Source organism: Candidatus Dojkabacteria bacterium, assembly GCA_016927995.1.
GTDB lineage: Bacteria > Patescibacteriota > Dojkabacteria > JAFGLO01 > JAFGLO01 > JAFGLO01.
In genome coordinates this window covers 60,668-86,551 of record JAFGLO010000007.1, presented here as the reverse complement: position 1 = coordinate 86,551, position 25,884 = coordinate 60,668, and the positions used below count along the sequence as shown (strand labels likewise).

The 25,884-nt window shown below is 36.9% G+C and carries 29 protein-coding genes and 1 tRNA gene; 25 read left to right on the top strand and 5 right to left on the bottom strand.

The genetic code is table 11. The annotated features are described in order from the left end of the window. Positions 1–70: 70 nt before the first annotated feature. Positions 71–1,873, top strand: coding sequence for a transglutaminase domain-containing protein (locus JW962_02220; protein MBN1374127.1), 1,803 nt, complete (start codon positions 71–73; stop codon positions 1,871–1,873). Then, positions 1,809–2,930, top strand: coding sequence for a tRNA preQ1(34) S-adenosylmethionine ribosyltransferase-isomerase QueA (queA, locus tag JW962_02215; protein MBN1374126.1), 1,122 nt, complete (start codon positions 1,809–1,811; stop codon positions 2,928–2,930). The genes JW962_02220 and queA overlap by 65 nt, the downstream gene beginning before the upstream one ends. A 46-nt stretch (positions 2,931–2,976) precedes the next feature. Here queA and JW962_02210 read toward each other — a convergent pair whose 3' ends face one another. Beyond that, positions 2,977–3,669 carry a methyltransferase domain-containing protein gene (locus JW962_02210; protein MBN1374125.1) on the bottom strand — a complete coding sequence of 231 codons (693 nt, stop codon included), beginning with the start codon at positions 3,667–3,669 and terminating at the stop codon, positions 2,977–2,979. 75 nt (positions 3,670–3,744) lie between these two features. Here JW962_02210 and JW962_02205 point away from each other — a divergent pair, with 75 nt between their 5' ends. Both JW962_02205 and ychF read left to right on the top strand, forming a co-directional pair. After that, positions 3,745–4,662 carry a hypothetical protein gene (locus JW962_02205; protein ID MBN1374124.1) on the top strand — a complete coding sequence of 306 codons (918 nt, stop codon included), beginning with the start codon at positions 3,745–3,747 and terminating at the stop codon, positions 4,660–4,662. Between the two features lie 4 nt (positions 4,663–4,666). After that, entirely contained in the window at positions 4,667–5,764 is a 1,098-nt protein-coding gene (gene ychF, locus JW962_02200; GenBank protein MBN1374123.1) for a redox-regulated ATPase YchF, read from the top strand. Positions 5,765–5,811: 47 nt separating this feature from the next. Here the strand turns inward: ychF and JW962_02195 are convergent, their stop codons facing one another. Continuing rightward, positions 5,812–6,654, bottom strand: coding sequence for a prohibitin family protein (locus JW962_02195; GenBank protein MBN1374122.1), 843 nt, complete (start codon positions 6,652–6,654; stop codon positions 5,812–5,814). A 130-nt stretch (positions 6,655–6,784) separates the two neighbouring features. Here JW962_02195 and rpsF point away from each other — a divergent pair, with 130 nt between their 5' ends. Genes rpsF through rplI form a run of 7 tightly spaced genes read left to right on the top strand, consistent with a single transcriptional unit; the run spans position 6,785 to position 11,989 of the window. Further along, on the top strand, positions 6,785–7,150 hold the full coding sequence (gene rpsF, locus JW962_02190; GenBank protein MBN1374121.1) for a 30S ribosomal protein S6: 366 nt from the start codon (positions 6,785–6,787) through the stop codon (positions 7,148–7,150). Positions 7,151–7,175: 25 nt separating this feature from the next. Then, positions 7,176–7,721, top strand: a complete 546-nt coding sequence (ssb, locus tag JW962_02185; GenBank protein ID MBN1374120.1) for a single-stranded DNA-binding protein — start codon at positions 7,176–7,178, stop codon at positions 7,719–7,721. 16 nt (positions 7,722–7,737) lie between these two features. After that, positions 7,738–8,040: a 30S ribosomal protein S18 gene (locus JW962_02180; protein MBN1374119.1), complete on the top strand. Its 303-nt coding sequence runs from the start codon at positions 7,738–7,740 to the stop codon at positions 8,038–8,040. A 4-nt stretch (positions 8,041–8,044) separates the two neighbouring features. Continuing rightward, positions 8,045–9,208: a hypothetical protein gene (locus JW962_02175; GenBank protein MBN1374118.1), complete on the top strand. Its 1,164-nt coding sequence runs from the start codon at positions 8,045–8,047 to the stop codon at positions 9,206–9,208. Then, entirely contained in the window at positions 9,205–10,209 is a 1,005-nt protein-coding gene (locus JW962_02170) for a hypothetical protein (protein ID MBN1374117.1), read from the top strand. The genes JW962_02175 and JW962_02170 overlap by 4 nt, the downstream gene beginning before the upstream one ends. A gap of 4 nt (positions 10,210–10,213) precedes the next feature. Further along, positions 10,214–11,494 (top strand): PDZ domain-containing protein, encoded by a 1,281-nt coding sequence (locus JW962_02165; GenBank protein ID MBN1374116.1) that lies wholly within the window; start codon positions 10,214–10,216, stop codon positions 11,492–11,494. Positions 11,495–11,518: 24 nt separating this feature from the next. Next, positions 11,519–11,989: a 50S ribosomal protein L9 gene (rplI, locus tag JW962_02160; protein ID MBN1374115.1), complete on the top strand. Its 471-nt coding sequence runs from the start codon at positions 11,519–11,521 to the stop codon at positions 11,987–11,989. Between the two features lie 25 nt (positions 11,990–12,014). Here the strand turns inward: rplI and JW962_02155 are convergent, their stop codons facing one another. Beyond that, the gene (locus JW962_02155; protein MBN1374114.1) at positions 12,015–12,806 is read right to left on the bottom strand and encodes a HemK family protein methyltransferase; all 792 of its coding nucleotides are present in this window, start codon (positions 12,804–12,806) and stop codon (positions 12,015–12,017) included. Further along, on the bottom strand, positions 12,806–13,093 hold the full coding sequence (gene rpmE / locus JW962_02150) for a 50S ribosomal protein L31 (GenBank protein MBN1374113.1): 288 nt from the start codon (positions 13,091–13,093) through the stop codon (positions 12,806–12,808). Before rpmE ends, JW962_02155 begins: the two co-directional genes overlap by 1 nt. Positions 13,094–13,261: 168 nt before the next feature. Between rpmE and JW962_02145 the strand changes: the two genes are divergently transcribed. Beyond that, complete coding sequence (locus JW962_02145; GenBank protein MBN1374112.1) at positions 13,262–13,525, top strand: metal-sensing transcriptional repressor; 264 nt, start codon at positions 13,262–13,264, stop codon at positions 13,523–13,525. 46 nt (positions 13,526–13,571) lie between these two features. On the opposite strand, the gene JW962_02140 is transcribed toward JW962_02145, so the two are convergent. Then, positions 13,572–14,162, bottom strand: a complete 591-nt coding sequence (locus JW962_02140) for a class E sortase (protein MBN1374111.1) — start codon at positions 14,160–14,162, stop codon at positions 13,572–13,574. 133 nt (positions 14,163–14,295) lie between these two features. Here JW962_02140 and JW962_02135 point away from each other — a divergent pair, with 133 nt between their 5' ends. The 13 genes from JW962_02135 to JW962_02075 all read left to right on the top strand — a co-directional run bounded on the left by JW962_02135 (position 14,296) and on the right by JW962_02075 (position 25,812). Next, positions 14,296–14,844 carry a hypothetical protein gene (locus tag JW962_02135; protein MBN1374110.1) on the top strand — a complete coding sequence of 183 codons (549 nt, stop codon included), beginning with the start codon at positions 14,296–14,298 and terminating at the stop codon, positions 14,842–14,844. Between the two features lies 1 nt (position 14,845). Continuing rightward, a complete protein-coding gene (dnaB, locus tag JW962_02130; GenBank protein MBN1374109.1) occupies positions 14,846–16,153 on the top strand; it encodes a replicative DNA helicase in 1,308 nt (435 codons plus the stop codon). 78 nt (positions 16,154–16,231) lie between these two features. Continuing rightward, positions 16,232–16,315, top strand: a tRNA-Leu gene (locus tag JW962_02125). Between the two features lie 126 nt (positions 16,316–16,441). Further along, entirely contained in the window at positions 16,442–17,176 is a 735-nt protein-coding gene (locus tag JW962_02120; protein MBN1374108.1) for a zinc ribbon domain-containing protein, read from the top strand. Further along, positions 17,173–17,943, top strand: a complete 771-nt coding sequence (locus JW962_02115) for a hypothetical protein (GenBank protein MBN1374107.1) — start codon at positions 17,173–17,175, stop codon at positions 17,941–17,943. Before JW962_02120 ends, JW962_02115 begins: the two co-directional genes overlap by 4 nt. After that, a complete protein-coding gene (locus JW962_02110; protein MBN1374106.1) occupies positions 17,934–19,100 on the top strand; it encodes an RluA family pseudouridine synthase in 1,167 nt (388 codons plus the stop codon). The genes JW962_02115 and JW962_02110 overlap by 10 nt, the downstream gene beginning before the upstream one ends. Positions 19,101–19,535: 435 nt before the next feature. Then, positions 19,536–20,684, top strand: coding sequence for a hypothetical protein (locus tag JW962_02105; GenBank protein MBN1374105.1), 1,149 nt, complete (start codon positions 19,536–19,538; stop codon positions 20,682–20,684). A gap of 17 nt (positions 20,685–20,701) precedes the next feature. Next, entirely contained in the window at positions 20,702–21,421 is a 720-nt protein-coding gene (locus tag JW962_02100) for a YebC/PmpR family DNA-binding transcriptional regulator (GenBank protein ID MBN1374104.1), read from the top strand. After that, positions 21,418–21,909 (top strand): crossover junction endodeoxyribonuclease RuvC, encoded by a 492-nt coding sequence (ruvC, locus tag JW962_02095; protein ID MBN1374103.1) that lies wholly within the window; start codon positions 21,418–21,420, stop codon positions 21,907–21,909. Before JW962_02100 ends, ruvC begins: the two co-directional genes overlap by 4 nt. 26 nt (positions 21,910–21,935) lie before the next feature. Further along, on the top strand, positions 21,936–22,523 hold the full coding sequence (gene ruvA / locus JW962_02090) for a Holliday junction branch migration protein RuvA (protein MBN1374102.1): 588 nt from the start codon (positions 21,936–21,938) through the stop codon (positions 22,521–22,523). Next, complete coding sequence (gene ruvB, locus JW962_02085; protein ID MBN1374101.1) at positions 22,516–23,520, top strand: Holliday junction branch migration DNA helicase RuvB; 1,005 nt, start codon at positions 22,516–22,518, stop codon at positions 23,518–23,520. Before ruvA ends, ruvB begins: the two co-directional genes overlap by 8 nt. Beyond that, positions 23,517–24,536 (top strand): hypothetical protein, encoded by a 1,020-nt coding sequence (locus tag JW962_02080; protein MBN1374100.1) that lies wholly within the window; start codon positions 23,517–23,519, stop codon positions 24,534–24,536. Before ruvB ends, JW962_02080 begins: the two co-directional genes overlap by 4 nt. Before the next feature lie 634 nt (positions 24,537–25,170). Further along, positions 25,171–25,812 carry a hypothetical protein gene (locus JW962_02075; protein ID MBN1374099.1) on the top strand — a complete coding sequence of 214 codons (642 nt, stop codon included), beginning with the start codon at positions 25,171–25,173 and terminating at the stop codon, positions 25,810–25,812. Positions 25,813–25,884: the final 72 nt, after the last annotated feature.

Genomic DNA, 25,884 nt, shown 5'->3' with positions numbered 1-25,884 from the left:
CATTTTTAATTTAGCAAACGTAAGATATAATGACTATCAAAAATTTTAAACATTTTATATAATCATAAATATGAAAAGGCTTAAAGTATTAACAAGTATAGCAGGAATTCTTTTAATTGCCATAGTTACTATATTTGCTGCTAATGTTCTGCCTGTATATGCGGCGGGCTTCTCTGTGGTCCAGCATACTGAATACACCGTTTATGAAGATTATGTGCTTATAAGAAAAACCACAACAATATCAAACAATTCGAAAACTCAGTATATATCAGGATCCGAGACACAGTCACTTAATATCGACTTCTTTTCAGATTCAACTACCGAGGAACGGGACCTTACGCTTGATAGCCTTAAAACCTCCGATTCAGACTTTGTTTTAACATCGTCCGATAATGTAACAAAGGTCTCAATGGCTTTTGAGTTAGATCTAAATCCCGGAGAAAAAAAGATTTTTTGGATAGAGTATAAAGATTATCAGTTAATTAACTCAATTGGGGCTATAACAAATTTTTATATTCCCAAGCAGCAGATTCCCGAAAATAATAACTCGTACGACTTTTCTCGCACGTTTAGAGTCAACATTTCTAAAGTATATACATCCGAAATCTTTACTCAAGTAGAACCAGTTAGTCGTTCCGAAACAGCAGAATTCTGGATACTTGATTATATTGCCGATCAATTATACAGTTCAAGTATTCACATTCAAATCGGCGATTTGCAACTATATCAGTTTAATATAACACTCTCGGTTCCCCAAACACACGAAAAAAACATATTCAAAGGGATCTCAAAAAATGAGGTAACAATAGCGCTTCCACGTGATTATGATGAAACCGGACAAATTGTATATATTGAGTCGTTTTATCCGGAACCCAAAATTGTTTTTTCGGATGAACTTGGAAATACATTTGCAACCTTTTTGTTAGATGCTGATCAGGCATATGATATTTATATAAATGGGTATATGGGTATTCAATTTGGGGAAAAAGTCATTCCAGATAATGCATTGTTTTCTGATATTCCCGATGAATACAGTGTCTATTTAGGAGAGGCATCATTTTGGGAAGTTAACAGTACGGCGGTTAAGACAGCTGTTTCAAATATCGAAAAATCGGAGAATATAATCGAAGTTGTAAATAATACATATACTTACGTAGTAGATTTACTCGATTATGACAATGAAAAATATTTAAATAATAATAGAGTTGGTGCCGCAGCTGCGATTTCCGGAGAACCTTCGGTATGTATGGAATATGCTGATACAATGGTCGCATTACTTAGGGCTCAAGGAGTTCCCGCTGTTGCTGCTTATGGGCGTGGATTTAATCCGGATGTCCCGGCGGCTGAACAGGATAATCATCAGTGGGTTTTGGCATATATTCCGGATTACGGTTGGTTGACAATTGATCCTACTTGGGGAGAAGAGGGAAGGACATATATTGGACCTGACCTTGATAGAGTTCTATGGTATATATCCGGAATGGATCCTCAGACTCCTGCACCTGTAAGTCATCGCTCATCTGACCTTTTCCAAATGTCAAATCCGGTGATATCCTTTGTACCGGTAGAGTCAATAGACCTTGTGAATACAAAACCCTTAAGCTCGTTTATAGAACCACGCAAAGAATCTCTTCTTACCGATATTTTAACAAGAATTCAGCTAAGTATTTTTCCCCGCATTTTTGATTCATATTTTGTTTTGTTTGCCTTTGCCGGAGCAATTTTGCTTGCTTCATTCTTTGTTAGTATTGTAAAGCTTGTAGTAACAATTACAAAGAAATTTAGTTCAAACCCGACAACAGTACCAAATGAAAACTCGAACAGATCAGTACTTGTACAGCCTACCCAAACAGAAAATAGCCCAGAAGCCTAGGTGCAAAAGAGGTCAGTCGAAGCTTATGGTTCTTCACAGATCGCCGTTTAGACTGGAGCACAGGAAATATTCGAATGTTGTTGATTATATCAATGAAGGTGATGTTGTAGTACTTAATGATACAAAGGTTATAAAAGCAAGATTGTTTGGAAATCCTAAAGGTAAAAGCTCACGTGTGGAGATTTTGCTCTTGTCGCCACTTTCACATATGTATAACTTGGTTGATTTGGAATGGGAGGTACTTATTGGGAATGCAGGAAAATTAAAAAATGTAGATTTAGTTGAACTGTTGCCGGATTTAACTGCAACTGTTTTACAAAAAACAAAGCATAACACGTTTAAAATTAGGTTTAGTCGGTCAATTGAACCCGAATTGGACAAAATTGGTCATGTACCCTTACCAAGATATATAAAGCGAGTTGATACAGAGTCCGACGAAACAAGATACCAGACTGTGTTTGCAACGGTAAAAGGATCTGTTGCTGCACCAACCGCGAGCTTAAATTTAACCAAAGATATCCTCAAAAAAATAAAAGATAAAGGTGCCAAAATAGTTTATGTAACTTTATATGTAGGGTGGGGAACATTTGCTCCGATAAAAACAGAGTTTGTTGAAGATTTTAAGATTCATAAGGAACTTGCAACCATCTCAAGGAATACATTTGATGTAATAAAAACCGCGCAGGAGCGTGGAGGGAAAATAATTGCGTTTGGAACAACAGTTACTCGAGTTTTGGAGGGGGTGCACCAAAAGTTTGGCGAGCTTAAGGAGTATAGTGGAGAGCTAGACATATTTATTTATCCGCCATTTGAATTTAAGGTTGTAGACAAATTAGTTACAAATTTTCATGCACCGGGAACAACGGTACTTTTAATGGCCGCCGCCTTTGCCGGAAGAAAAAATTTGTTTAAGGCTTATAAGGAAGCGCTTGCAAAAGATTATGAATTCTTAAGTTATGGAGACAGTATGTTTATACAGAGCAGTAGGGACAAGTCCGTGGACTTGGGAAGATCGGAGTGTGAGCAGAGATTCACCTTAGCAAGAAAAAATAATTAAGTAAGGGGCTCTCTGAGAACACACCGATCGACAGAGGGTAATAGATTTAAGAATTCTTAATCTCAAAAGAATAAAATCTGCTTCCAGTTTTTTCCCATTTTCGAATATATTTAGTCCGAAAAATTGAAATAGGAAGATCTGTGTAAGTATTGGTTTTATATGAGATATCAAGTGCTTTTACCGACTCAAGGGTAGTTTCTGCAAGCACGGGATTATCTGTTAGAAGCCAAATTCTTCCTGTGGGTTTTAGTTTTTTAAGTAGGATTTTTAGATTTTGAATATAGGTAATTCGATGTTTCAAATGTTTCTTTTTAGGCCATGGATCTGGACAAATAATAAAAATTTTGTCAAAGCAGTGATTTCTAACGTCTTCTGTTAAAAACCTTATTGTTTCTGTATAAAACACGTGTGCGTTTTTCATACCGGAAATTTGAACTCTGCGAGCTGCCTTTTCTGCGTAAAGCTTGGAAAGTTCCGTTCCAATAAAAGTTGTTTGGGGATTTTGTCGGGCTAAATATTCAAGGTGTTCTCCGTTTCCTATGCCAATCTCAAGTACAAGTTTTTGTGTAGGGTAAGGTGTTAGTTTTTTTAGATCATTTTTAGGGTGAATATCCATTGGGGTAAAAAGCGCAAGAAGTTTTTTGTGAGTATTCTTGTGCAAAACGTATTGGGCAAACCGTTTTCGAAGTAATCTGAAGAGTGTCTGTATTCGGTACTTTATATATTTAAGGGTTTTCATGTTGTAATTATACACTTCTTAACAAAATATTGATTAAATGATAAACTTACAGGTAATTTATTTGTATAAAATATCATGTACACCAAAAAATCAGTTGACGTGTGGGCTCTTTTTACGGACAGTATCAAATTTATTCTTAAATACAAAGCGCTTTGGGTAATAGGGTTCGTATTTGCACTGTTTTATATGCAGGGTGGGACTTCATCCGGTGGTCTGTCAAGTCAACTTAATGCGAGTAACGATAAAAGTGGACTCGAAGTAATTATGAAAGAATTGCCGTCGTCTGTTCGAGGGCGTATATCTGATGCAGTAATCGAGTGGAAAGAAACTTTTAGCTCAGTTTCAATAATTGTATTAATCTTGTCACTTGGATGCTTAGGCTTGCTGTTTGGACTTTTGGGTGTATATATTAGAATTGTTGCAAGAAACGCGATTATAAGAGCCACTGTTTCCGAAACTAAATCTGGACTTATCGAGCTTTGGAAGTCGGGTCATAAAGGCTTTTGGGAGGTCTTTATTGTTGACTTTTTATATGGGGTAATGGAATTCATATTAGTTGCTTTGTCTTTACCATTAATTTGTTTATGTGGTGTTGGAATTCTAACAATAATTTTTGGGTCAATCTCGATTCATTGGATATATGTTACGGCAATCAGGCTTATTGTCCTTAAAGACAAGGGAGTCATGGAATCAATAAATGATGCCTGGGAAATAATTAGTCAGAATATAAGTAACTATATTGTTTGGGCTCTTCTGAATTGGGCACTGGGTGCAATTAAAGGCATAATATTTTTGGTTGTATTCGGAATTGGATTTATTGTATTTATTGTGACCTTCGGAGTAGTCTTTGCAATAGGATTTCATCTGCTTTCCATCCTGGCAATGATACTTTTGGTTGCTATTGCCTGGATTGTTAGTGCCTTGTTTAATACGCTTTTCATTTTGCAAGAAGAAGTTTTTGCAACCAAGCTGGTTAAGGAATTAGCAGAATAAACAAATGTTGTCTATCGGTATTGTTGGAAAACCTAATGCAGGTAAATCAACTCTCTTTAATGCGTTAACCAATCAAAACGTGCCTGCCGAAAATTACCCGTTTTGTACAATAGACAAAAATATTGGGGTTGTTGCTGTTCCCGATGATAGGCTGAATGTACTGCGTGGTGTTTTAAAGTCCCAAGAGCTTGTTCCGGCCACAGTTACCTTTGTAGACATCGCCGGGCTTGTCGAGGGCGCTAGCCAGGGAGAAGGCCTTGGGAATATGTTTCTTGCCCACATTCGTGAGGTAAATCTTATTGTATTCTTACTTTCAGCATATGGCGAAAGTGATGACCCCGTAAAAGATTTTTCCATTGTAGAGACTGAACTAATCCTTAAAGACATGGAAACTGTTGAGAAAACGATTGCAAGTGTTGAGAAAGATTCGAAAGGGAAGCCGCCTAACGATCCTATTCACAAGGTAAGCTCAGCTGTACAAGAGCTTAAAGCTTTTCTTGATAAGGGGCTTCCTGCGATTGCCTTTATCAAAGGGCTAACGGATGAAGATGTGATTGGCTTTATAGATAATCTTTTCCTACTTACAAATAAAAAGTATTTAATTACTCTAAATGTGTCCGACAAAACTTCTGAAGCTAAAATAGCCGAATACCGAAAACAACTTATTGATTTTCGAACCGGCCAGGGAATTACTTTGGACACATCAGAAATTTTAACCGTTAATGCTAAGCTAGAATATGAGCTATCCCGGCTTTCTGATACCGAGCGCACTGAATATATAAAAGAGCTTGGACTTAGTTATATTGGATTACCTCAGATAATTCGTAAATGTTATAGTCTTTTAGGGTTTATTACATTTTACACCGGTAATGAGCAGATTCTAAATGCATGGCAAATAAAAGCGGGTTCTAAATCAAGGGAAGCCGCCGGTGCAATCCATTCCGACCTTTCCGAAGGGTTCATTCGCGCCGACATAATTCATTTTGACGATTTTGTTAAGGCTGGTGGCTGGAAAGAATCGAAAGAAAAGGGCGTCGTCAAAAGCGTTGGCAAGGAATACGTTATGGAAGACGGTGACCTCATGTACGTGTTTCACCAGTAAGTAGTAGTGACATGTCTCGGACTTGTCAGGTGGTGAAACAGTATCAACTATTGTAAATTTCCTAAGTCAATAATAATTCCTTGACTGTCTCCGGTCATAACGCCTGGTAACTGTCCGTTCCACTTTTCAATCCACATTTTTTGTAGTAGGGTCGATGTAATTGTTTGTTGAACAAGTCTTTGAGTTTCAGCCTCGGCTTCTGCTCTTGTGATCGCGGCCTCTTTTTTATATTGCTCTTGTTCTGCAATGTATTTTTCGGTTGTAACCTTTTCTTTTTCTATTTGTTTTTGCTCGATAGCCTCAATATATTCGGCACCAAAAACAATATTTCGAATTCCAAATTCGTCCAGAATAAGTCCATTTTGTTCGAAAGCAGGTAGCAGTACGTTTGTAATTTCTTCTTCCAGTTGTCGAATATTGCCTGTGTAAAGGTCTGCAGCAGCATAATTTCGGGCATATCCTCTTACGTGAATTCTTGAATCAGTCTTTACAATCTTTTCTACAATATCTTGTTCCCTTCCCAGGTTATTGGCAATCCACATAACCTTTTCGGGATTTACGCTAAACCTGATTGAGTATTTTATACTGATAGATTGACCGTCCTCGGTTGTAGTATCAACTGAATAGTCAGTGTAGTCGGCCAGAGAATCGGAAGGATAATCGCTTGTTTCATAAATTACCATTTGGGTATTATAAATAATAACATCATCTACGAAAGGAATTTTAAAATTAAGCCCGGGTTCCATAATTGACTCTACTTTCCCAAATCTTCTTACTACACCAACGGTTCCGCCTTTAACTGTAAAAACTGACTCAACTGCAACTACAAGGACAAAAAGTGCAAGCATAATTGCGATGGCAATCCCGAATATTTTTGTGGGATTTTTCATTTTTTTTGTTTATTTAAGTTAAGTACCATCTAAGTTTACATAGGGTTTGTACTTAAGTCAATAAATCTTGTTTTTTGATATTACTTGTGTTAGTATCCTTAAGCTTATTATTTGACAGGTTAAACGTATAATGGATCGTGTTTATGAACTCATGTTTGTGATTAGAGCTTATCTGCCCGACAATGTTAGAAATGAAGTTTATGACTTTATTAACGGGAAAATTGCCGAAGCAAAAGGTGAAATTATCCTTAAAGATGTTTGGGGCAAGCGGTACATGGCTTACAAAATAAATGGCCAGAAGGAAGGCTATTATGTGGTTTATCAGCTTAAAATGAAGCCCTCAGGAATGACAAAACTTAAAAAAGAGCTTGGTAGTAGGTCGGAAATAATCAGATATATCGTTTCCTTAGTAAAAGAGGATTCGGAGTTGGGAGTTGCATATGGCAAAAAATCCATAGAAGAGATAGATACAGCAAAACCCAAGAATAAAAAGTAGTATTTAAATTTATTTGTGTTAAGAAATGGCTAGTAGGTCGTTAAACAAGGTCATGCTTATTGGAAACCTAACAAGGGATCCGGAGCTTCGATATACTGCAAACGGAACACCCGTATGCGTGTTTGGTATTGCAACCAACAGGTCATGGAAAGATTCAACAACGGGTGATGTTAAAGAGGATACCGAATTTATTAATCTCGTTGCGTGGAATAAACTTGCTGAAATTTCGTACAATCTTTTGGCCAAGGGGATGCTTGTTTTTGTAGAAGGAGAAATGAGAACAAGGTCTTATGAAAATAGTGATGGACAAACGGTATATAGAACCGAAATTCACGTTAATGACATGCAATTATTAAATGACAAAGGTAAACGGGGTAAGGGTGGGGCGTCGGCAACAAATGATACTTCAGCCGATGAAAAGAAGGAAAAGGATAATGACAGTTTCGAATCACCTGAAGACAATAGTAAGTCTGAGAAAAGTGCAAAACCTGATAATAAAGTAAAGAAGGAATCTCCCAAAGAAAAGGAAGAAGAAATGGATGATCCTCTCGATGATGCATTGGTTTTTTAAGTTTAAATAGAGAACTATGGTAGATCTTGCAAGAGAACGAAACCTTGAGTGGACAAAAGATGCGGTTGCAACAACACCTAAAAGGGGAAAGCGACCCAATAAAAAACTTCCGGCAAATACAGTATGTCCCTTGTGTGAAGGAAAAATAAAAACCTTAAGTTATAAAGATGTTTATCAGCTTAAGCGTTTTATATCAGTAAGGGGTAAAATTATTGGTAGAGCAAAGTCGGGTGTTTGTGCGAAACATCAACGCCAATTGGCAAAAGCGGTCAAACGTGCACGTCAGGCTGCATTACTGCCTTACTCCAATATAGAATAAACCTGTGAATAACAATAGAGCTTCTAAAAACGAGGTTGTTTTCTTGGTTACTCCTACTAGTGTGCGTGTACTGTATAAAGATCCTGTTTCGTTGGAAGAGGATACATATCCTCTTAAAGGATCTTTGACTTCACTTTTTTTAGGCCCAATATGGAGCGATTTTTCTTCGAAATATGATCTTCCTCCTACACTTAATACATTAAAATCTAGCATACAACTGAGTGGATATTCAGCGACTCCAGATGAGCTTGCCGACCTAAAGGAAATTGGAGTGGAAAGTATCTCTGATTCACAAATTGGAAGCTGGATCTGGGATCGATTATCTGAAATAGGACAACAAACCCATCGATCGGAGATTCTATGTATAGATTTTTCCTTGAAAGGTATTAGGATCTGGGGAAAATTTAAAGAAAAGGAACTTGAAATATATAACCGGAAATTTGAAAGTGTCTATGACTTTGTTACGGATGTTGCAGTTGAAGGTGTAAAGCCATTTATGGCAGAACCCATAGATATTTATGATTTTCCGGATTTCTTTGCACAACTTTATGTTAACCCGCCTGTTGTACGAGACGTGTCTTTAAATCAGGATCTTTTGCGTGCTTATGTCACAAGTAAACTTATAAAATTATCGAACATTGGGATTAGTGGAAGTAAACTCTTAATAATTTTTACAGGTGATCTGTTTTCTTATATCGACTCGGGACACAGAAATTTGGCAATTATTGATGGATTGCAACTTTCAGACGAAACCGAGGTTTGGTTTGATACCAAGTATGTAATTGCTTCGGGAATTACGCTTTCCCTTGATTGGTTGTCCAAGCACGAAGGTCTGGCTTTCGAAAGGTCAAGGTATCTAAACTTTACTATTGATCCTCTTAAGAAGAGTGGTCCGGCAGTACTGGGCAGAAAATTATTACCTTCCGGCGGGACAGAACAGTTTTTTGTTATGGTTAACGAAATCGCAAAAGTAACCGGAGTTCTGGGAAGTGTGATAACACTTGAAATATCCGAGGGTGTATCTTTGACGGGTCTAACCAAGAGAAAGGTTGAGCTCGAGTGTGATGGGAATTTGATTCTTGACACTAGGAAGCAGCCGGTTGTTTACGGCCCGGATTACTCAAAAAATCAGGAAAAGGTCATAAACTGGGTTAATCAACTTATATGAAACTTTGGAATACAAACTATATAAGCACATCAGTAAACCATAGGTTTCCTGTTTTACGATTGTTTCCTGCAACAAAACTTTCATTAGAAGAGGGTGCTTTTGTAAGATCGGGAAGTTTGCTTGCAGCTGGCGACGTTGATAGGGTTGTATTCAGGATTAACCTAAAAGATGAATTTGGAACTACAGATTATAGCAAATTTATTCTTACGTTAAAGGGTGAAGTGGTGCACGAGGGTCAGTTGATTTGTGAGGGTGCAAAAGGACACAAAATTGTAAGAATAATTTCTCCTGTAAATGGTGTAGTCGATTTCCCAAACGATGAATTAATAATTACGAAAGGAAAAGAGTTCCGCAGGGAGATAATTCCTTTAGAAGGTAAGTTCTATACAATAGACAATACTTATTACGAAATTTTGGCGAATTCAACAAAGTTAGGATATAATTTTTTTCTTGGGAAATTGCCTGGATTCTCAATGGAATTTGTCTGTCTGTCTAAGGAAATGGAGGATCATATGATTAAAGGCAAGGCTGTTGTCACAGCAATCTCTATTTTTGTTTCCTTATACCAAAAGTTGGTAGAGGCAGGAGTTTGCCTTATTATCACACCGGGAATAAGGTTTTCCGATTACATGGAAATAAAATCAATTTATGGTTCAATACCCGTACCAATTGTGGTTACCAATTCATGGGGCTTACATCAGCTTAACGAAAGCTATGATTTAGTCCTATCAGCACAAGAAAAATCAAAATACATTCACATTGACAGTAACGGAATTCATGTAAATTACTCGGTTTTACACAATCCGGACGGTGGTGCATATTCCATTGTGGAGGCAAGGTTAGGAATGAATGTTTGCATAAACATTTATCCATATACCGGTTCTACCGGAATAATTAAAGACATTATTAACGAAGAGCAGCTTTTAGTTGAACTTGGTAGTGGAAAAGAAATTATGCTAGACTACAGGAATGTTTCGTATACCGATATTATATTAGGATAAAAAAATGGAGATTAAAAAGAACCCACCTAACAAAGCACTTACAGTTTTAGGAGCATCTGTTTTGGGGATACTGCTAATAACAGGGGTAGGTATAGGTGGATTTATTTTGGGAAGGTCTTCTTTAGACAAAAAAATCTGTGAGCCGTTACAACGTGCTAAGCAATATATTTTAACAGGTTCAGTAGAACCACCCCCGGAAATAATTGAGGTTGACTTCAGTATTTTCTGGGATGCTTGGAAGAATCTTAAAGATTATTATATTTTCCCCGAAGATTTAGACGGTCAGGAAATGGTTTATGGTGCAATTAAGGGTATGGTGGCCGCCAGTACCGACGCCTACACCGAATTTCTCACACCCGAGGAAACCGAATTATATAACTCGTTAACCGAGGGAAAATACGAAGGTATCGGGGCTACGCTTGATATGATAAACGGTTACGTTACGATAGAAAGTCCATTCGATGGATCACCTGCACAAGCAGCCGGGTTGCAGTCAGGTGATATTATTTTATACGTGGATGGTGAAGACATTTATGGACAAACAATTTGGGAAGTTATCTCGAAAATCAAAGGCGATAAAGGTACTACCGTTGTCCTTGGTATATATAGGCCGTCAATCGATGACGAGTTTGATGTATCCATTGTAAGGGATGAAATCAAACAACCTGCCATGACCTATGAGGGTGTTACCGATGGAATTGCCTATATAAGAATTAGTCGATTTACCGACAAGTCTTCCGTTGCATGGAATGCATTATGGTCTCAAATTCTTGTTGAAGTAGAAAAAGACAATCCAAGTGGAATAATTTTTGACATAAGAAGTAACAGCGGTGGTTATCTTGATTCGGTCTTGTTTGCATTACAGGATCTTATTCCCGATGGGGCACTTTTAATGAAAGTACAAGGTAGAAATGGTCAAATAAACAGAAATTACAAGGTTTCTCGCACGGGGAAATTTACTGATGTTCCGATTGTAGTCCTGGTTGATTCATATAGTGCTTCGGCCTCCGAGATTTTTGCAGGAGCATTGCTTCAAAACAACAGGGCTTATATTATTGGGCAGCCAACCTATGGAAAAGGTAGTGTGTGGATGCCAATTACCGATTTTGTTGACGGTTCAAGTATGCACATTACTATTGAACAGTGGGTATTACCGAATGGGCAGATAATTGACAGAAATAACCCCATAAACCCCAATGAAATTATTGAAATTACAAAGGAGCAAGATGATGCAGGGGAGGATCCTCAGCTTGATAGAGCTTACGAATACCTTAAAAACTTATAAATAAATAAGTTGATTAATGTTCTTATGAAAGTTGTTCTATTAGTTGACGTTAAGGGACTTGGTAGGGCAGGAGATATTTGTGAGGTCAAAGAGGGATATGCAACAAATTACCTTATTCCGAATAAGATAGCTATCTTAGGGTCTTCCGAGAACCTTGCACATGCAAGTTCTCAAAAAAGAAAAATATCAGAGGATCGTGCAAAAAATCAAAGAGAAGCAATGGAGCTTTTAAGATCTATAAACAATCAGAGCATTGTTCATAAGGTTGCAAACACTAGAGGGAGTAAGCTTAAATCCCCAATAAAGGACACCGAGATTCTTAATGTGGTCGAGAAAAAAACCGGGAAACGAGAGGGTGTAACCTTAAAGTTTTCGGCCAAATATCACATTAAAGAAATTGGTAAACATGTAATAACCTTTGCTGTGGTTTCAACAAAGGGTTTTAATTTTGACAAAGAGGTTGTTGGCGAATTTGTACTTGATGTACAGTCCTAGGTAAGCCTTAGATTTAAAGACTTTTCTACTGTATTAATATAAATCGGTCTAACCGGTTAGTATCAGTTTCCTTTACGATCATTTTGTCGGGGAAAAACTTTTGCGCAGCACATATTACGTTTTTTGCAATTCCAGGTTCAATTTCAAGAGCTAAGAGTCTAAAGTGTACGTTGTATTTGTGCAGGAGTTTTAATAGCTTAACAATATGTGAATAACCGTGTTTGCTAAAAAGTGCCAAATGGGGTTCAAATTTTAAGGTTTTGGGTGACACTTTTGCGGTTAAAGGATCTAAATAAGGTAAATTGGCGGTAATAATAAGATTTCCTTTAATGTTTGTAAGAGCCTTTGGGAATAAATCTCCGTGAATATATTTATATTTAACAGTGGAGGAGGGTGGAGTGTTTGCTTTTGCAACTCTGATCGCCGGTTTACTTGTGTCAACTCCTATCGCGACTATGGAGTTTTTGCCGTCAAGAGCAGAGCCGATTGAATGCATTATTGCCCCCGAGCCTGTGCCAATATCTATCAGTGTAAATTGGGGTATGGATTTGATTATGTTAATAACAAGTGACACAAGGATTTCAGTTTCTTCCCTTGGAATTAATACATCTGGTGTAATATTTATCTTTTTTCCATAGAAATATGTGTAACCGGTTATATATTCAACCGGATAACCTTTGGATAACTTTGTTTTAATGGCGTTAAGCTTTTTGGTGGTAGGGACGTTTAGGGTCAGGTACTCAGAAAGTAGATTCTTCTCAAAAATAGTAAGGGATGAATTACTTACAAGTTCAAATGAGGAAAGCGAATGGGTCACTATTTTTCTACTGACTTAGGCTCGGATGATTTAGTTTTGGAAACCTTCTTGGCTTTTTCACGTTCGGCTATAAGTGTTGCGGATTTTTCCATTCGTGCCTTAAATTGTTCGATTCTGTTATCTCGATCGACAACATATTCATTGGCACCACCTTTTTTAAACGCAGGATGACATTTACTGCAGATATCTGCAGTAAACTCGGAGATTGTTGTTCCGATTGTGAACACGGCGCCGCAGTTACAAGTGACTTTGGTTTTATTCCATGTGGGATGGATATTTTTTTTCATTTACTTATTATTAAAATTTATTGTCCGTTTGAAAGAATTTGTACGAAAGTAGCGCAATTATTGCACAATCTACATTAAAACACAACCTTAAATTGACAACACATTTGTTTCAATGTATCATCCCTTACATACTGCCCGGGGTATATAAATTATATGATGGTTGGCAATATGAACAACAACTCCGATGCAGACATTGTTCTAAAAATCGATGAGCGTGACGTAGAAAAGCTGTTAAACAGAATTCATCGAATTCAAGGACAGTTAACTGCTGTAGAAGGAATGATAAAACCAGAGACCGATTTTAAAAAAAATATGATTCAACTTCAGGCAATAATTTCCGCAATGGAAAGTGTTCGACTTGAACTAATCCAGGTCAAATTAAAAACCAAGATTCTCACAGAACTTTCATCTATGATGAAGGTTCTGAAATAAAGTCTATTTAGCACAATCTATAGAAGTTTTTGTAAGAGAAGATTGTTTAGTAATTTAATTTTTCCGCCCTAACTACAAGCCTTTGTTTGTTACTCCATTTGGGAGTGCATGTGTAAAGAGTTAGCGTTGGTGAATATGTGTTTGAGTGAATTGTGAGGTCGTCAGGTGACGTAATGACTACCTGAGTAACCAGATATTCATAATAAACGTTTTCATAGCAAATATATATCTTATTACCGGGTTTAACTAAATCAAGGTTATAAAAAGTCTTTTCAACCGGAGGTAAATATAAGAACCTATGTCCGGTAATTACCATATTTCCACCGGTTTCAGGATTACCGGTACCGGCCAAATGCCAGAATCCCTGATTTAAAGCTTGGCTATCTTCCGAGGTTATAATATTTCCTTTGATTCTTGCTGTAGGTATAAACAAGTTATTTGTACCTTTGCAAACGGTTTCTTCGGAATCTAAGGGTTTTGCGATAAATCTGACCGGCAAAATCGTTATTTCTAGTGCACTTTCGATTGGGGAAATAACTTCAAGTGCTACAGGGTATAAAATTATGTAGACACAAACACCTAAAATGATAATGAGTACAAGTTGGGTAAGCAGATTAAGCGTAAGTCTATTTTTCATGTTGTTGTTATGATACCGTGCTATGACGAACAAATTCTTAACAGGTAATTAATTGAACTTCACATTGTGCTATTTTGATATAGAGATCTTTTTGTGTATAATCACTTACTCTTAGTTTTCCAAACAATTCCAAATGATAATAAAAAAGAAGGCAGGCCAGTTAATCCTAGAAAAGAATGGGTCTCAAATTCTTGTGTTTCCGGAGGGAAACGTTTCAAAATCCGACGAAAAGATTTCCGCAGTAATTTCTAACGACAAGACTATTTCAGACGAAACATTTATAATTTCGGGGTCGGGAGAGTGGGAATTTTCCGAGATATTCATTTATGGTTACAAAGGTACTTCAAAGTTCTATTATCTTGCAATTGCTGACAATACAAATGTTTTATTTGTCCAAGATTTCCTTGATCTTGACCTTGCAAATAAAACGATTCCGTTTGACATTGATATGTATGTAATTCCGTTTAATGAAGAATTTCTATTATCGGATAGAATAAAAAAAGATATCGGCGCTATTGACACCGGAAACATTGTTTTTTATTGGCCCAAGGGTGAGAGTCCATCCGACCAATCAGTTCAAAAGTTAAAAGATTATATAGGGGTTGTCGAGATTAAACGTGAGAATAAATTCAAACTAGATAATGGTATCAGAGACAATAAATTCTTTTTTGTTCTGGAGTAAAATGGATAGAGTTATCCCTAAAAACCCGGAGGTAGAGTCATCATTAATAGGGGCTTTCTTACTTGATAAAAATACTCTGCTTGCCGCGGCAGAATTTCTGCTTCCCGATCATTTTTATGATGACCGCAATAAAGCGATCTACTCAAGTCTTCTGGAACTTCTTGATGAAGGAAAACCAATTGATCTTATGACACTTGGAGACAAGCTTAGAAAAAAGAAGAAACTAAAATATATTGGGGGAGTTGAATATCTTAGTGAACTTGCCAGTGCAGTACCAACCGCAGCTCATGCTGAAGAATATGCTAAGATTGTTCAAGATTTGAGTGTTCGACGCGGACTTATATCCGTTTCCTCAAAGATTGGGGAATTAGCTTTTGACGAAAGTAAAGAACTTTCGGAAGTGCTTGACCAATCGGAGCAAGCGGTTTTTGCTGTTTCTCAACAACGTATTACCGATCGATTTAGGCATATTAAGGATCTTTTAAAAGATGCCTATGAACGGGCAGAACTTCTTGATCAGGGTAAGTCGGCACCGGGAATCAAAAGCGGGTTTTCAAGGATTGACAATCTCTTAGGCGGATTTCAACCTTCGGATCTTATTATTCTTGCCGCAAGACCTTCTGTTGGAAAATCATCATTGGCACTTGATATGGCGAAATATGCCGCTGTACACGAGAAAAAGACGGTAGCATTCTTTTCGCTTGAAATGTCAGAGATTCAGATTATGGATAGGTTGGTTGGAATGCAATCGGGTGTAAATATTTGGGAGTTAAGAACAGGAAAATTAACCGATGAAATGTTTCAAAAACTTGGTGAAGCTTATGGTGTACTTGCCGATTCAAATATTTATATTGATGATAAACCTGGTCAGTCCGTTATGGAGCTTAGGGCCAAGGCAAGGCGACTTAAGTCGGAGGTTGGAATAGATATTATCTTTCTGGACTATCTTCAGTTGGCAAAAAGTAGAGGATTAGAGAATCGCGTGCAGGAAATATCGGAAGTCTCAATGGGGCTTAAAAATTTAGCTCGAGAGCTTAAAGTTCCTGTAGTTGCACTTTCGCAGTTGTCTCGAGGAGTAGAATCACGAACCGATCGAACTCCACAGCTGTCTGATCTTAGGGACTCCGGATCTATTGAACAAGATGCCGATGTGGTTATGTTTATTCATAGAGAGGAACAATATAATCAGGAGACCGAGCGTAAAGGTGTTGCCGACATAATCATTGCAAAACATCGAAATGGGCCGGTTGGAAGAGTTGAGCTTGCTTTTGTCAAAGAACTTGCTAGTTTTCGTAATCTCCAGAAATAACTTTATCCTAAGTAGGTTCTGTGATAAAATTACAAGTTGGACGGAAGTTTTTGTTTATAGTATGTACAAAGACTTTTTGCCAGCGTGGTGGAATTGGTAGACACGCGGGACTCAAAATCCCGTCTTCGCAAGAAGGTGTGGGTTCGATTCCCACCGCTGGCAGTTCATTGACATTTGGTCAGCAGTGGGAATAGTAACTGGTTCCATTGATCTAAGCCGAGTAGGGAAAGATCTCGGCTTCCGCTGGCAGTTCATTGTAAACAAAAAATAAAATAAATTATATACAAAATGTTTCCGGATAATATAGCTTCAAAAGATCCGATAACGGGTTTTATCCAATGGCTAATGAGTATCAACGTTGAATTTGCAATGAGAGTTCTTGTTTTGGGACTTATTGCTCTTTGGCTTGTAATGCTTTGGTGGTTCTGGCTTGACTCTGTCTCCAGATACAGTAATTCCGTAATTCAGCTTGTTATGGGGTTTCTTGTTGTATTTGTTCCGGTTGTTGGACTTTTGATCTATCTAATAATCCGACCTCGAAGAACTCTGCAGGAAAACTACTTTTCTGATTTGGAGCATAAGTTTCTTCTTGCGGAGGTTGACTCAATCAGTGTTTGTGAAAAATGTGGTGATGTTTCAACAAAAAATGATAAATATTGTCAGGTTTGCGGAGCCCAATTAAAGAAAAAATGTGAAAAGTGCGGTAAAGAACTTTCAGTCAGAAGTGCATTTTGTAAAAACTGTGGAACTAAACAGCCTGTGGAATCTATTCAGGAACCGGATCTAATAAAACCTAGGTTTAAACTCGCTGAAAAAATGAAACGTTTTCAAGACGTAATTAAAAATATTGTTAACAACTTATTAAAGCAGCTGGGGGATTTTCTTCGAAAATTTTTTAAAAACACAAGGAATAAACCTGTGGAATCAAAATCAAACTTAAAGAAAGAGCCGATGAAACCAAAGGCAACCAAGAATAAAGGGTCCGTGAAGTCAAAGTCAAACTTAAAAGGAAAGAAAAAATGATTTTTTTGACTGAGAATTTTGCGATTATTGCATTGCTGACTTGGGCTGCAATCTTTATAGTTTTGGGATTTTACTTAAGGGGTGTATTTAAAGTTACCGATAGAAACGAAGTATTCTCATATTTCAACGTTTTTTTTATTTCATTAATAACCGGGGTTATTATCGGGAGGTTATCATATGTTTTGTTCAACATTGATATCTTCAGACAGTTCTCGTTTTCCTATTTACCAATTACGTGTTATGAGAGCTGTACGTACGTTAGAGTTTTGCCGTATGTTCTATTAGAGTTTTGGAATGGACTCGATGTAATAGCATTAATTTTTACCTTCCTGATTGTGGGAATAAGCGTAGCCACCAAAAAGTATAAGTTGCCCAAAGTGCGGATGGCAAAAACATTATTAAATATTTCATTGGTTTATCTGTGTTTTCAGGTTGCAAGTTATCTATTTCTTTCGAATGAAACTCCAACATTAGTAGTTATTCTTTTAAGTGTTGTCTTTGTTGTTTACTTGTCAGGGTTTTTATTAAAACTTCTTGATAGCCCCAATCAGACTGTAATAAACTATGCTTATTTTTCCTTTCTAGCAATAGTTAGTATTATGATTGTTGTTGATAATATTATAATTGGTGGATTTAAAAGTATTGTTTGGTTCATCGGTTTTATACTGCTTGTGATTGCGGGAATAATACTTTTTGTTTTGGGAACAAAAGGAAAGAGTGTTTCAAAAAAACCTAAAATAGAAGTAGTAATGAAAGATTGGAAGTAAAAAGATTAGACATTTTGGTTTTTTCATATCTTAAATCTCGAAATTCGATATTTGGGGTAAGCAGGGAAAAGGCAATCCAGTTAATTAAGCAGGGATGTGTAAGTGTTAATGGCTCTGTTATTTTGCAGCCGTCAAGAAAATTTCGGATCAAGTTCGACAAAATTGATATTGTAGAACCCAAGCAAAGTGACATAAAAGATTTATCTGATAATTTATTAAGAAATGAACTTGTTATTTGTGAGAATCCTTTATTCTTGTGTATAAATAAGCCGGTATCTATTTCTGTTCATCCTGGAGCAGGTAAGGAAACAGATACAATATATAGCAGATTTGAACTTTCACCGTCTTTTGATATAAAAAACAAGGTAAATAGTGGAATAATCCATCGTCTGGACAAAGAAACAAGCGGTTGCTTGATCCTTGCGAAGGATGTAAATTTTGCGTCGTATTTGGCTCAACAGTTTCAAAAACGTAGAGTTACAAAGTATTACGTTGCAGTAACACCAAACCTTAACGAAAAAAATATTTTGGAGGGATTTTTGAGACCTAAACAATCAATGTCTTTTGATAAGGTGACCAGCTTTATAAACAATGAAATGATTAAGTCTCTAGAAGAAATTGAGAGTGATACGCTTGATTCGAACGATGTTCTGTCGCTGTCAAATTATTTTTGTGGAAAGTTGGGGAGGGTGGTTAAGCTTACTCGTGGTTGGGGAATAGGGGGCTGGGTTTATCGTGAAGACAGACAGAGATATACCTTTTCTTTGGAGTACCCTAAGACGCATATAAGTATACCCAAGTCTACGGTTACATTACTTTTTCCCATAGCAGAAGCAGATAATTCATTAATTTGGTTAATTAGAATATTAACAGGGAGGACTCATCAGATTCGTACAGTGATGAAGTTTTTAAATGCGCCAATTGTTGGCGATAACAAATACAATTCTAAAGGCTCTAAAAGCCTCAAAAGGGCTCTTGGAGTTACAAGGATGATGCTTCATGCCTTTTATATCAAATTTTTGATTACAGCTCCCTTTTCTCAACAGTTAAGTAATTTGGGGACTGAAAGGGCAGAAAAGTCGTCGAATCTGGGTTCGTATAAACAGATTTACGAAAAAGACCGTATAGCCTTCTCGGTTCTGGCCGACTTTCAATAAAACTATATCGCATTTTTATTGCTCGTAAATTCAACCGATACTCATTGTGGATAACAGGGGTTAGTGGGTATTCAGATTAGTGTTAACCAGCGCGCATCAACATGTTTTGTGAACAATAATAATGAAAACACGCCTTAATTTACCTGGTATTAGACACGAACCACGCTGCATGTACACAAACGGTGTACGCGATCGGATTATAATCACATTTTGTTTGTTTTGATAATATGCGTATAAATGGACTAAGGGTTTAGAATTCTTCTCCAGAAAGGATTGTTGTGATTTTCACGGTAACATTTTTGTAACTTCCGGTTTGTTCACTTTGCAGTAATGTATAGGACGTGTAGTTTTAAAAAGATAATTATTAATGTAGGCAGGTCTCATAATGTGTTTATCTTGTGTGCGTGTCGATAGTTTGTGGTAATATCAATTATTGTGAGAGGTGATTTTGCAAAAAAAATTAAAGGCAAGAATAAGGGAAAAGCACGTGCCAATTTCGGATTTGGCGGTGTTGTTTTTCGACTTTTGTTGTTACTTTTGCTTTTGGGAGGATTAGGCGTTGGATATTTGTTTATAAAAACACAAATCGAAGTGTCATCGATAAAGGTATCGTATTCTCAAGATTTTGTCATTAACAGATCTGAAAAAAACACTAATTCATGGCTTTGGGTGTATGTTGACTCAAAAGATTTGTATCATACTACTATTATAAAGATCTGTGGGTATTTTCCTTGGGAGAATACTAGAACAATTAATAGCTTTTGTCTTGATGGGGATGGGTATATGCAAATTGATAATTCAGGTTCAATGGCAAAGGTTTCTTCGCTTCTAGTAAGGGCGGCAATGCTTGCAGAACCTAATATAGTTAACGGGTTCTTAGGTATTTTAGAAGGTAGCCTGGCTTATCGATTTGATAATGTCGTAATAGTTCCCCTTGAGTGTGATTCTAGCAATCTTTTAGGTGAAGAGTCTTCTTTCCCTGATATAGTAAATGTTTTAGACCTTGGCTTTTGGGATCTTGCACAGAATCAATCACAAATTGAGGCTTTAGTATCATGTTCCTACGGTAACCCCTCAAAAAACGATCTTACGGCCTTTAGGAGCCAACTTAAAGAGTATACTTTAAAAAGTTTTGAATTGATGACTTTTGCGAATTCAGTTACTCAACAGGATGGCTCAACGCTTGTTGGAATCACTTATGAATCTTGGGATAAGATGTTTCGCGAGATTTCAGCTGGAACACCAATAAAACTTGAGCAAACTCAGGTCGAAGTATTTAATACAACTGATATTGCAGGTTATGCCGGATTTTTCAGTAGATCGTTCAACCACTACGGATTAAACGTAATCAGAACGGACAATATACCCGGTGGGGTATACGACGAGTGTGGTAGGAGTAAAATATATGTAACTAAAACCAAAAATAAATTTGAGGAAAGCTGTGACGTTATCGAGTTTATGCTTTTTGCAACACAGGGACAATTTCCCGAAATCATTGAGGGCCCTCCGCCTTTTATATATACAGGTGATATAATTGTTATAATTTGTAGTCCTTTGGATGTTACTACATCGGAGAATAAATAAAATTCGTCTTAATAATTATGTCCGGGCATAATAAATGGTCCAAAATTCAACATAAGAAAGGGCTTGCAGATTCTAAAAAAGGAAAACTGTTCTCAAAAATTTCTCGGGAAATTTTTATTGCAATAGCGGAAGGTGATTCCGTAAATCCTGAAAGTAACTCGTTGTTAAAGATTGCAATAGATAAAGCAAAGCAAGCTAGTATGCCTAATGCTAATATCGAACGGGCAATAAATAAGGCAGCTGGAGGGGAAGAAGGTGCAAAGTTGGAGCGAGTTTTTTATGAAGCATATGGACCTTTTGGAGTTGCACTAATAATTGAAACTTTGACAGATAATAAAAACAGGACAATTTCTACTTTGAGAAACATTTTAAATATGAATGGTGGAAATATTGCAGACAAGGGTGCAGTAATGTGGCAGTTTAATCGTGTGGCACTTATAAAGTGTGAGAAGACTGCCGCCTTTGAAGATTTTTTTGACACAGTTTCCGGGATTGAAGGTGTTGTCGATGTTACCGAAGACAAGGATAATTTTCTGTTAATTGGTGTAAGTTCTTCTCTTTTTGCCATAAAAACTGCATTGATAAACATAGGATATATAGTAAAAACTTCGAGTATTGAGTATCTTCCCAAGAATATTGTAAAATCTCTGAACTCTGCACAGATCAACGAATTGATAGATCTTCTTATGGATGATGATGACGTAATTAATGTTTGGCATAATATGCAAAAGAAATGAGATTATTGGGTATAGATCCGGGAATTGCCAGAATGGGTTGGGGTGTTGTCGAATTAGACTCATCCGGCACAATTACTTACATAGGTGGGGGGGTATTCGAAACGGCTGCAGACAGTCTTAAAGTTGACCGAATATACAAATTGTTAAGGTCTCTTGAAAAAACAATTAAACAGTTTGAAATTTCCGGTGTAGGAATGGAAAATATATTTTTTTCGAAAAATGTTAAAACTGCAATTACTGTTGGCGAATGTAGGGGACTTATCTATGCACTTTGCGGAAAGTATAAATTACCGCTTTATGAGTTTACTCCTAATGAGATAAAGCAAAGTTTGACTAGTTATGGTAATGCATCAAAGGCACAGGTGCAAAAAATGATTCAGACAATACTGAATATTGATTTTTTGCCAACACCCGATGATTTTGCAGATGCACTCGGAATTGCTTATTGCACTGCAATAAAATTTGAGCTTAAGGATAGGTTGGAATAATCTTTCTGCAATGATAATATACACGCATGATAAGTGTTTTAAACGGCAAAATTATTCGAAAGGAATCCTCGAGTATAGATTTATTGACTGCTTCCGGGCTTGGATTTAATATTTTCGTTTCCCAAAGGGATCTGGACAATCTTTCCGAGTCAGAAACTACAACACTTCTCATTTATCACTACATAAGGGAAAACAGAGAAGACCTTTTTGGGTTTTCAAATCTTGAAGATAAGCTTTTTTTTGAAAAATTGATTTCAATAAGTGGGGTTGGTCCGGCAACAGCAATTGATATATTATCTCAGTTCTCTGTAACAGAATTTGCGAAATTACTCGATGAGAAAGATGTCAAGAAAATCTGCACAATCAAGGGTCTCGGTAATAAAACAGCTAGAAGAATAGTCTTGGAACTTGCCGAGAAATTGGTTACAGATGATACTAAAAAGGCATTAGATCCCAAATCCCTTGATAAACTTTCTAAGGTAAGTTCGGCACTTAAGTCACTAGCATTTTCTTCGAAGGAAGTCGAAGCAATGATCTCAAAGCTTAGTAAAACTGAAATAGAAGGGGAGTCCACCGAGAGTTTAGTTTATATTTGTCTTAAGGATCATGAATAAAAAGGTTACCGTTTCAAAAGATAATGTTGTAGATCCCAAGTTGCGACCTAATAGCCTAAATGAGCTTATTGGACGTAATTCTGAGAAAAGACTTATAAGCATGGCAATAAATGCTGCTCGTGGTCGAAATGAAGCATTAGATCATGTATTATTTCACGGTCCGCCGGGGCTTGGTAAAACATTGTTTGCCAATATAATTGCAAAGGAATTGGGTGTTAATATTAAAATCACTTCAGGTCCTGCAATTGAACGCCAGGGTGATTTAGCCGCAATTCTAACAAACCTAAAAAGGGGTGACATTTTATTTATTGATGAGATTCATCGGCTTAACAAAAGCGTTGAGGAAGTGCTTTATCCTGCCATGGAAGATTTTGGACTTGATATTATTGTGGGTAAGGGTCCCGGAGCAAAGGCTATGAGGCTTGCATTACCTCAATTTACCCTAATAGGTGCAACCACACGACTAAGTCTGCTATCGTCTCCATTAAGAGATCGTTTTGGGCTTTTAATAAGGCTAGACTTCTTTGATGATTCCGATCTCACTAGTATTATAATAAGGGCCGCGGATGTTTTGGCAATTAAAATCGATAAAGAATCTGCATTAGCTATTGCCAAGAGAGCCCGTGGAACGGCAAGATTAGCGCTTCGATTACTAAAGCGGGTGCGAGATCATGCAAGGGTTGAATTTAACTCCGATCAAATAACTGCAGACATTGTCGAAAAGGCTCTTGATTTGCTGGGAATTGATGAATACGGGCTTGATAAAACAGATCGATTGATTCTTCGTTTGATGGTTGACAAATTTAACGGTGGTCCGGTAGGCCTTTCTACGTTAGCAACAGCAATTTCCGAGGATAAAGAAACAATTGCAGAAGTAATAGAACCATACTTAATTAAAAGAGGATTGATTGATAGAACCAAGAAGGGTAGGGTTGTTACCAAGGCAGGTTACGAATCACTAGGGGTTAAATTTCAGCAAGAAGGGAGGTTATTGTGAGCACAATTACCAATGAGCGGGAAGGGTACAAAAAGGCTTTAGCGAAACTGGTTGAAGATGATTCTTCTTTAAAGCTATTTAAAAACGCTCCTTATGCCGTTAATCAGTCAAAGTTCAAATTGTTCATTAAAAAAGTTCAGCGAAGATTAATAAATAGGTTGGGGCTTGTTAAAAGTATTCGTCCCAAGCGCTTTGCGTCCAAAGAATCCGTTGCTGTTGTGGATAAGTGGAAGCGAAGAAGAATGTTTTTGGGGTCCGTAATAATTGTTGGAATTTTTATTGCCTTAAGATTCTTTCGAAGTCAAAATATTGAAATTCAGGATATTTTCCTTGATGCAATTGTTTTTGCTGCCGTTGGCGTTTTACTTTTGTTATGGATTTTCTGGGGCGAACTTACAATGATTACCTTTCAGGTGCTCGCAATGTTTGTAGGATCATCTCTTTTTGGAATAACCTTGTTTGTTCAACTCTTCTTTTTGGGGCAACTCTCGAGATTCGATGAGATTTTATCTTTTGCAGTTATTCTGATATTTCTGTTTGGATTTTCTGAAGTTGTATTTTTATCTGCAAATATTGTTAACGTTTCACAAGTAAGAACAGTACCTTTGCTGCAAGTTGCTCAGACCGTTGTATATATTGTTGGGATTATTTCAGTATATTTCTTTACATTGGGACTTCTAACGTTCTCATTTCCCTGGTACTACTATACTGTTCTGTTTCTTGTTTATACAGTTATTGCGTATCCTATTATTTTTACATTTGGAGGCGCAATTCGTGTTAATTTAGCACTTTCCGTAGGAATTGGACTTGTATCTTTTATTGCAATGATAGTGCTTTTTATATGGCCAATAAATTACAAGATTGCTTCCATTTATCCTGCAATGGTTTTTGCTGCTGCGACCGGAACGCTTATGAGTTCGTTTAGACAGAAGCTTAATCTTTCCATAATTATTGAGTATTATCTAATAATTATGGCCGTTATCGTTATCATTTATTCGAGTGCAACTTATTTTTAATCCTTATCGGATAACGTTTTTGAGGGAATGATTGAACGTAGAGAAGGGGAGTGTCCCATAATAATCGAGTCAAGCCTGGGTGTGAAAATGTATCCTGTAATATTTTGGTGTGGATAACTTGGACATAATGGACGAACTGTACACTTCGTCTAGTAGCATTTGTCTAATGCTATTTAACCGGGGGCTTCAAAATATACGAGAAATAATGGATTTAAGCTCTTTGTCACAAGAACGGCTCGAAGCATTACAGGAGAATTATATATATTTTTCTGACGGTCTTCTCCTTTTTGAAAAAAGCCGCTCAAAAAACGTAAAATAGGGAATATCGAAACTGAGTATAATCACCCTTATACTCGGAAGGCGGTATGAATTTGGCGAAATACATGTTTTGAATTTTTCTTGATTTATTTAGAAAATAGCACTAAAAATTAACGTTTATTCGCCTGCATTGGTCTAGATTTTAAGCTAATTTTCATGAATTTTCCGGGAATTTTCTGTTTAGTGGTTTAGTTGTCTCAAAACTCTAGATTCGTTGGTAGTTTAGGGTGTTCTGCCTCTAAATTACCCTACTCCTTGGCATTTATTGCTATAATATTGCAGTAAATTCAATAATTTCTTACATAAGAAATGTTGTATGTCACCTAAGTCACCAGAAGGAATCGTTGTCAATAGAAGATTAAGCCGTGAGTTTGAAGAAATAAAGACCCCAGGTGAACGTGTTGAATATTTGCATGGCATTGCGGTTTGGGAACTGGAACAGCTTAACGAACGCTTAAAAACTTATAATCTAGAGGTTAATGACCCCCAAAATCCGTTTTCTCCTAATTATTCAATAGGATTACCATCGGACAGTTCCGAAAAGCTGAGAATTAAGATTTCTGATAAAGTTGATTCAATATTAGGACGTCGTTATTGGGGTATATTTTTTAATGTAGAAGATCCTTCTGGTAGTCTAACTAAAGAAGCAATTGAATTACCTGGATATAAATTTGAATATGATTTTAACGAATATGGAGAGACCAAAAGAGTACCAATTGTGTTAGTAGATATAGAGCAAGTTAAACGTAACAGGACAAGTTACAAAGAATTTTATCCCGGGGCATTAATTTATTCAGGACTTATAAATTTGGTTACTTTTGTAAATGAGCTTTATCCAGCATCCTTTTGTCATATTACCGACGTTAACGATCAGTTACGGGTCTTAAATGTTCTTAGTGAAGCTTCACAGGCGGTAAGGCTGGGGCTTGCCAGGCTTGGTAATGGAAACAAGGAGTAAAACGGTGTAATGACGTGTAATAGATGATAAAAACCACGGCGAGAATTAAGAATGGATAAAGAAAAGCTCCCC

Excerpts from the sequence above, each read along its gene's own strand:
- JW962_02220 (MBN1374127.1), top strand. The coding sequence starts at position 71 with ATGAAAAGGCTTAAAGTATTAACAAGTATAGCAGGAATTCTTTTAATT.
- queA (MBN1374126.1), top strand. The coding sequence starts at position 1,809 with ATGAAAACTCGAACAGATCAGTACTTGTACAGCCTACCCAAACAGAAA.
- JW962_02210 (MBN1374125.1), bottom strand. The coding sequence starts at position 3,669 with ATGAAAACCCTTAAATATATAAAGTACCGAATACAGACACTCTTCAGA.
- JW962_02205 (MBN1374124.1), top strand. The coding sequence starts at position 3,745 with ATGTACACCAAAAAATCAGTTGACGTGTGGGCTCTTTTTACGGACAGT.
- ychF (MBN1374123.1), top strand. The coding sequence starts at position 4,667 with ATGTTGTCTATCGGTATTGTTGGAAAACCTAATGCAGGTAAATCAACT.
- JW962_02195 (MBN1374122.1), bottom strand. The coding sequence starts at position 6,654 with ATGAAAAATCCCACAAAAATATTCGGGATTGCCATCGCAATTATGCTT.
- rpsF (MBN1374121.1), top strand. The coding sequence starts at position 6,785 with ATGGATCGTGTTTATGAACTCATGTTTGTGATTAGAGCTTATCTGCCC.
- ssb (MBN1374120.1), top strand. The coding sequence starts at position 7,176 with ATGGCTAGTAGGTCGTTAAACAAGGTCATGCTTATTGGAAACCTAACA.
- JW962_02180 (MBN1374119.1), top strand. The coding sequence starts at position 7,738 with ATGGTAGATCTTGCAAGAGAACGAAACCTTGAGTGGACAAAAGATGCG.
- JW962_02170 (MBN1374117.1), top strand. The coding sequence starts at position 9,205 with ATGAAACTTTGGAATACAAACTATATAAGCACATCAGTAAACCATAGG.
- JW962_02165 (MBN1374116.1), top strand. The coding sequence starts at position 10,214 with ATGGAGATTAAAAAGAACCCACCTAACAAAGCACTTACAGTTTTAGGA.
- rplI (MBN1374115.1), top strand. The coding sequence starts at position 11,519 with ATGAAAGTTGTTCTATTAGTTGACGTTAAGGGACTTGGTAGGGCAGGA.
- rpmE (MBN1374113.1), bottom strand. The coding sequence starts at position 13,093 with ATGAAAAAAAATATCCATCCCACATGGAATAAAACCAAAGTCACTTGT.
- JW962_02145 (MBN1374112.1), top strand. The coding sequence starts at position 13,262 with ATGAACAACAACTCCGATGCAGACATTGTTCTAAAAATCGATGAGCGT.
- JW962_02140 (MBN1374111.1), bottom strand. The coding sequence starts at position 14,162 with ATGAAAAATAGACTTACGCTTAATCTGCTTACCCAACTTGTACTCATT.
- JW962_02135 (MBN1374110.1), top strand. The coding sequence starts at position 14,296 with ATGATAATAAAAAAGAAGGCAGGCCAGTTAATCCTAGAAAAGAATGGG.
- dnaB (MBN1374109.1), top strand. The coding sequence starts at position 14,846 with ATGGATAGAGTTATCCCTAAAAACCCGGAGGTAGAGTCATCATTAATA.
- JW962_02120 (MBN1374108.1), top strand. The coding sequence starts at position 16,442 with ATGTTTCCGGATAATATAGCTTCAAAAGATCCGATAACGGGTTTTATC.
- JW962_02115 (MBN1374107.1), top strand. The coding sequence starts at position 17,173 with ATGATTTTTTTGACTGAGAATTTTGCGATTATTGCATTGCTGACTTGG.
- JW962_02100 (MBN1374104.1), top strand. The coding sequence starts at position 20,702 with ATGTCCGGGCATAATAAATGGTCCAAAATTCAACATAAGAAAGGGCTT.
- ruvC (MBN1374103.1), top strand. The coding sequence starts at position 21,418 with ATGAGATTATTGGGTATAGATCCGGGAATTGCCAGAATGGGTTGGGGT.
- ruvA (MBN1374102.1), top strand. The coding sequence starts at position 21,936 with ATGATAAGTGTTTTAAACGGCAAAATTATTCGAAAGGAATCCTCGAGT.
- ruvB (MBN1374101.1), top strand. The coding sequence starts at position 22,516 with ATGAATAAAAAGGTTACCGTTTCAAAAGATAATGTTGTAGATCCCAAG.
- JW962_02075 (MBN1374099.1), top strand. The coding sequence starts at position 25,171 with ATGTCACCTAAGTCACCAGAAGGAATCGTTGTCAATAGAAGATTAAGC.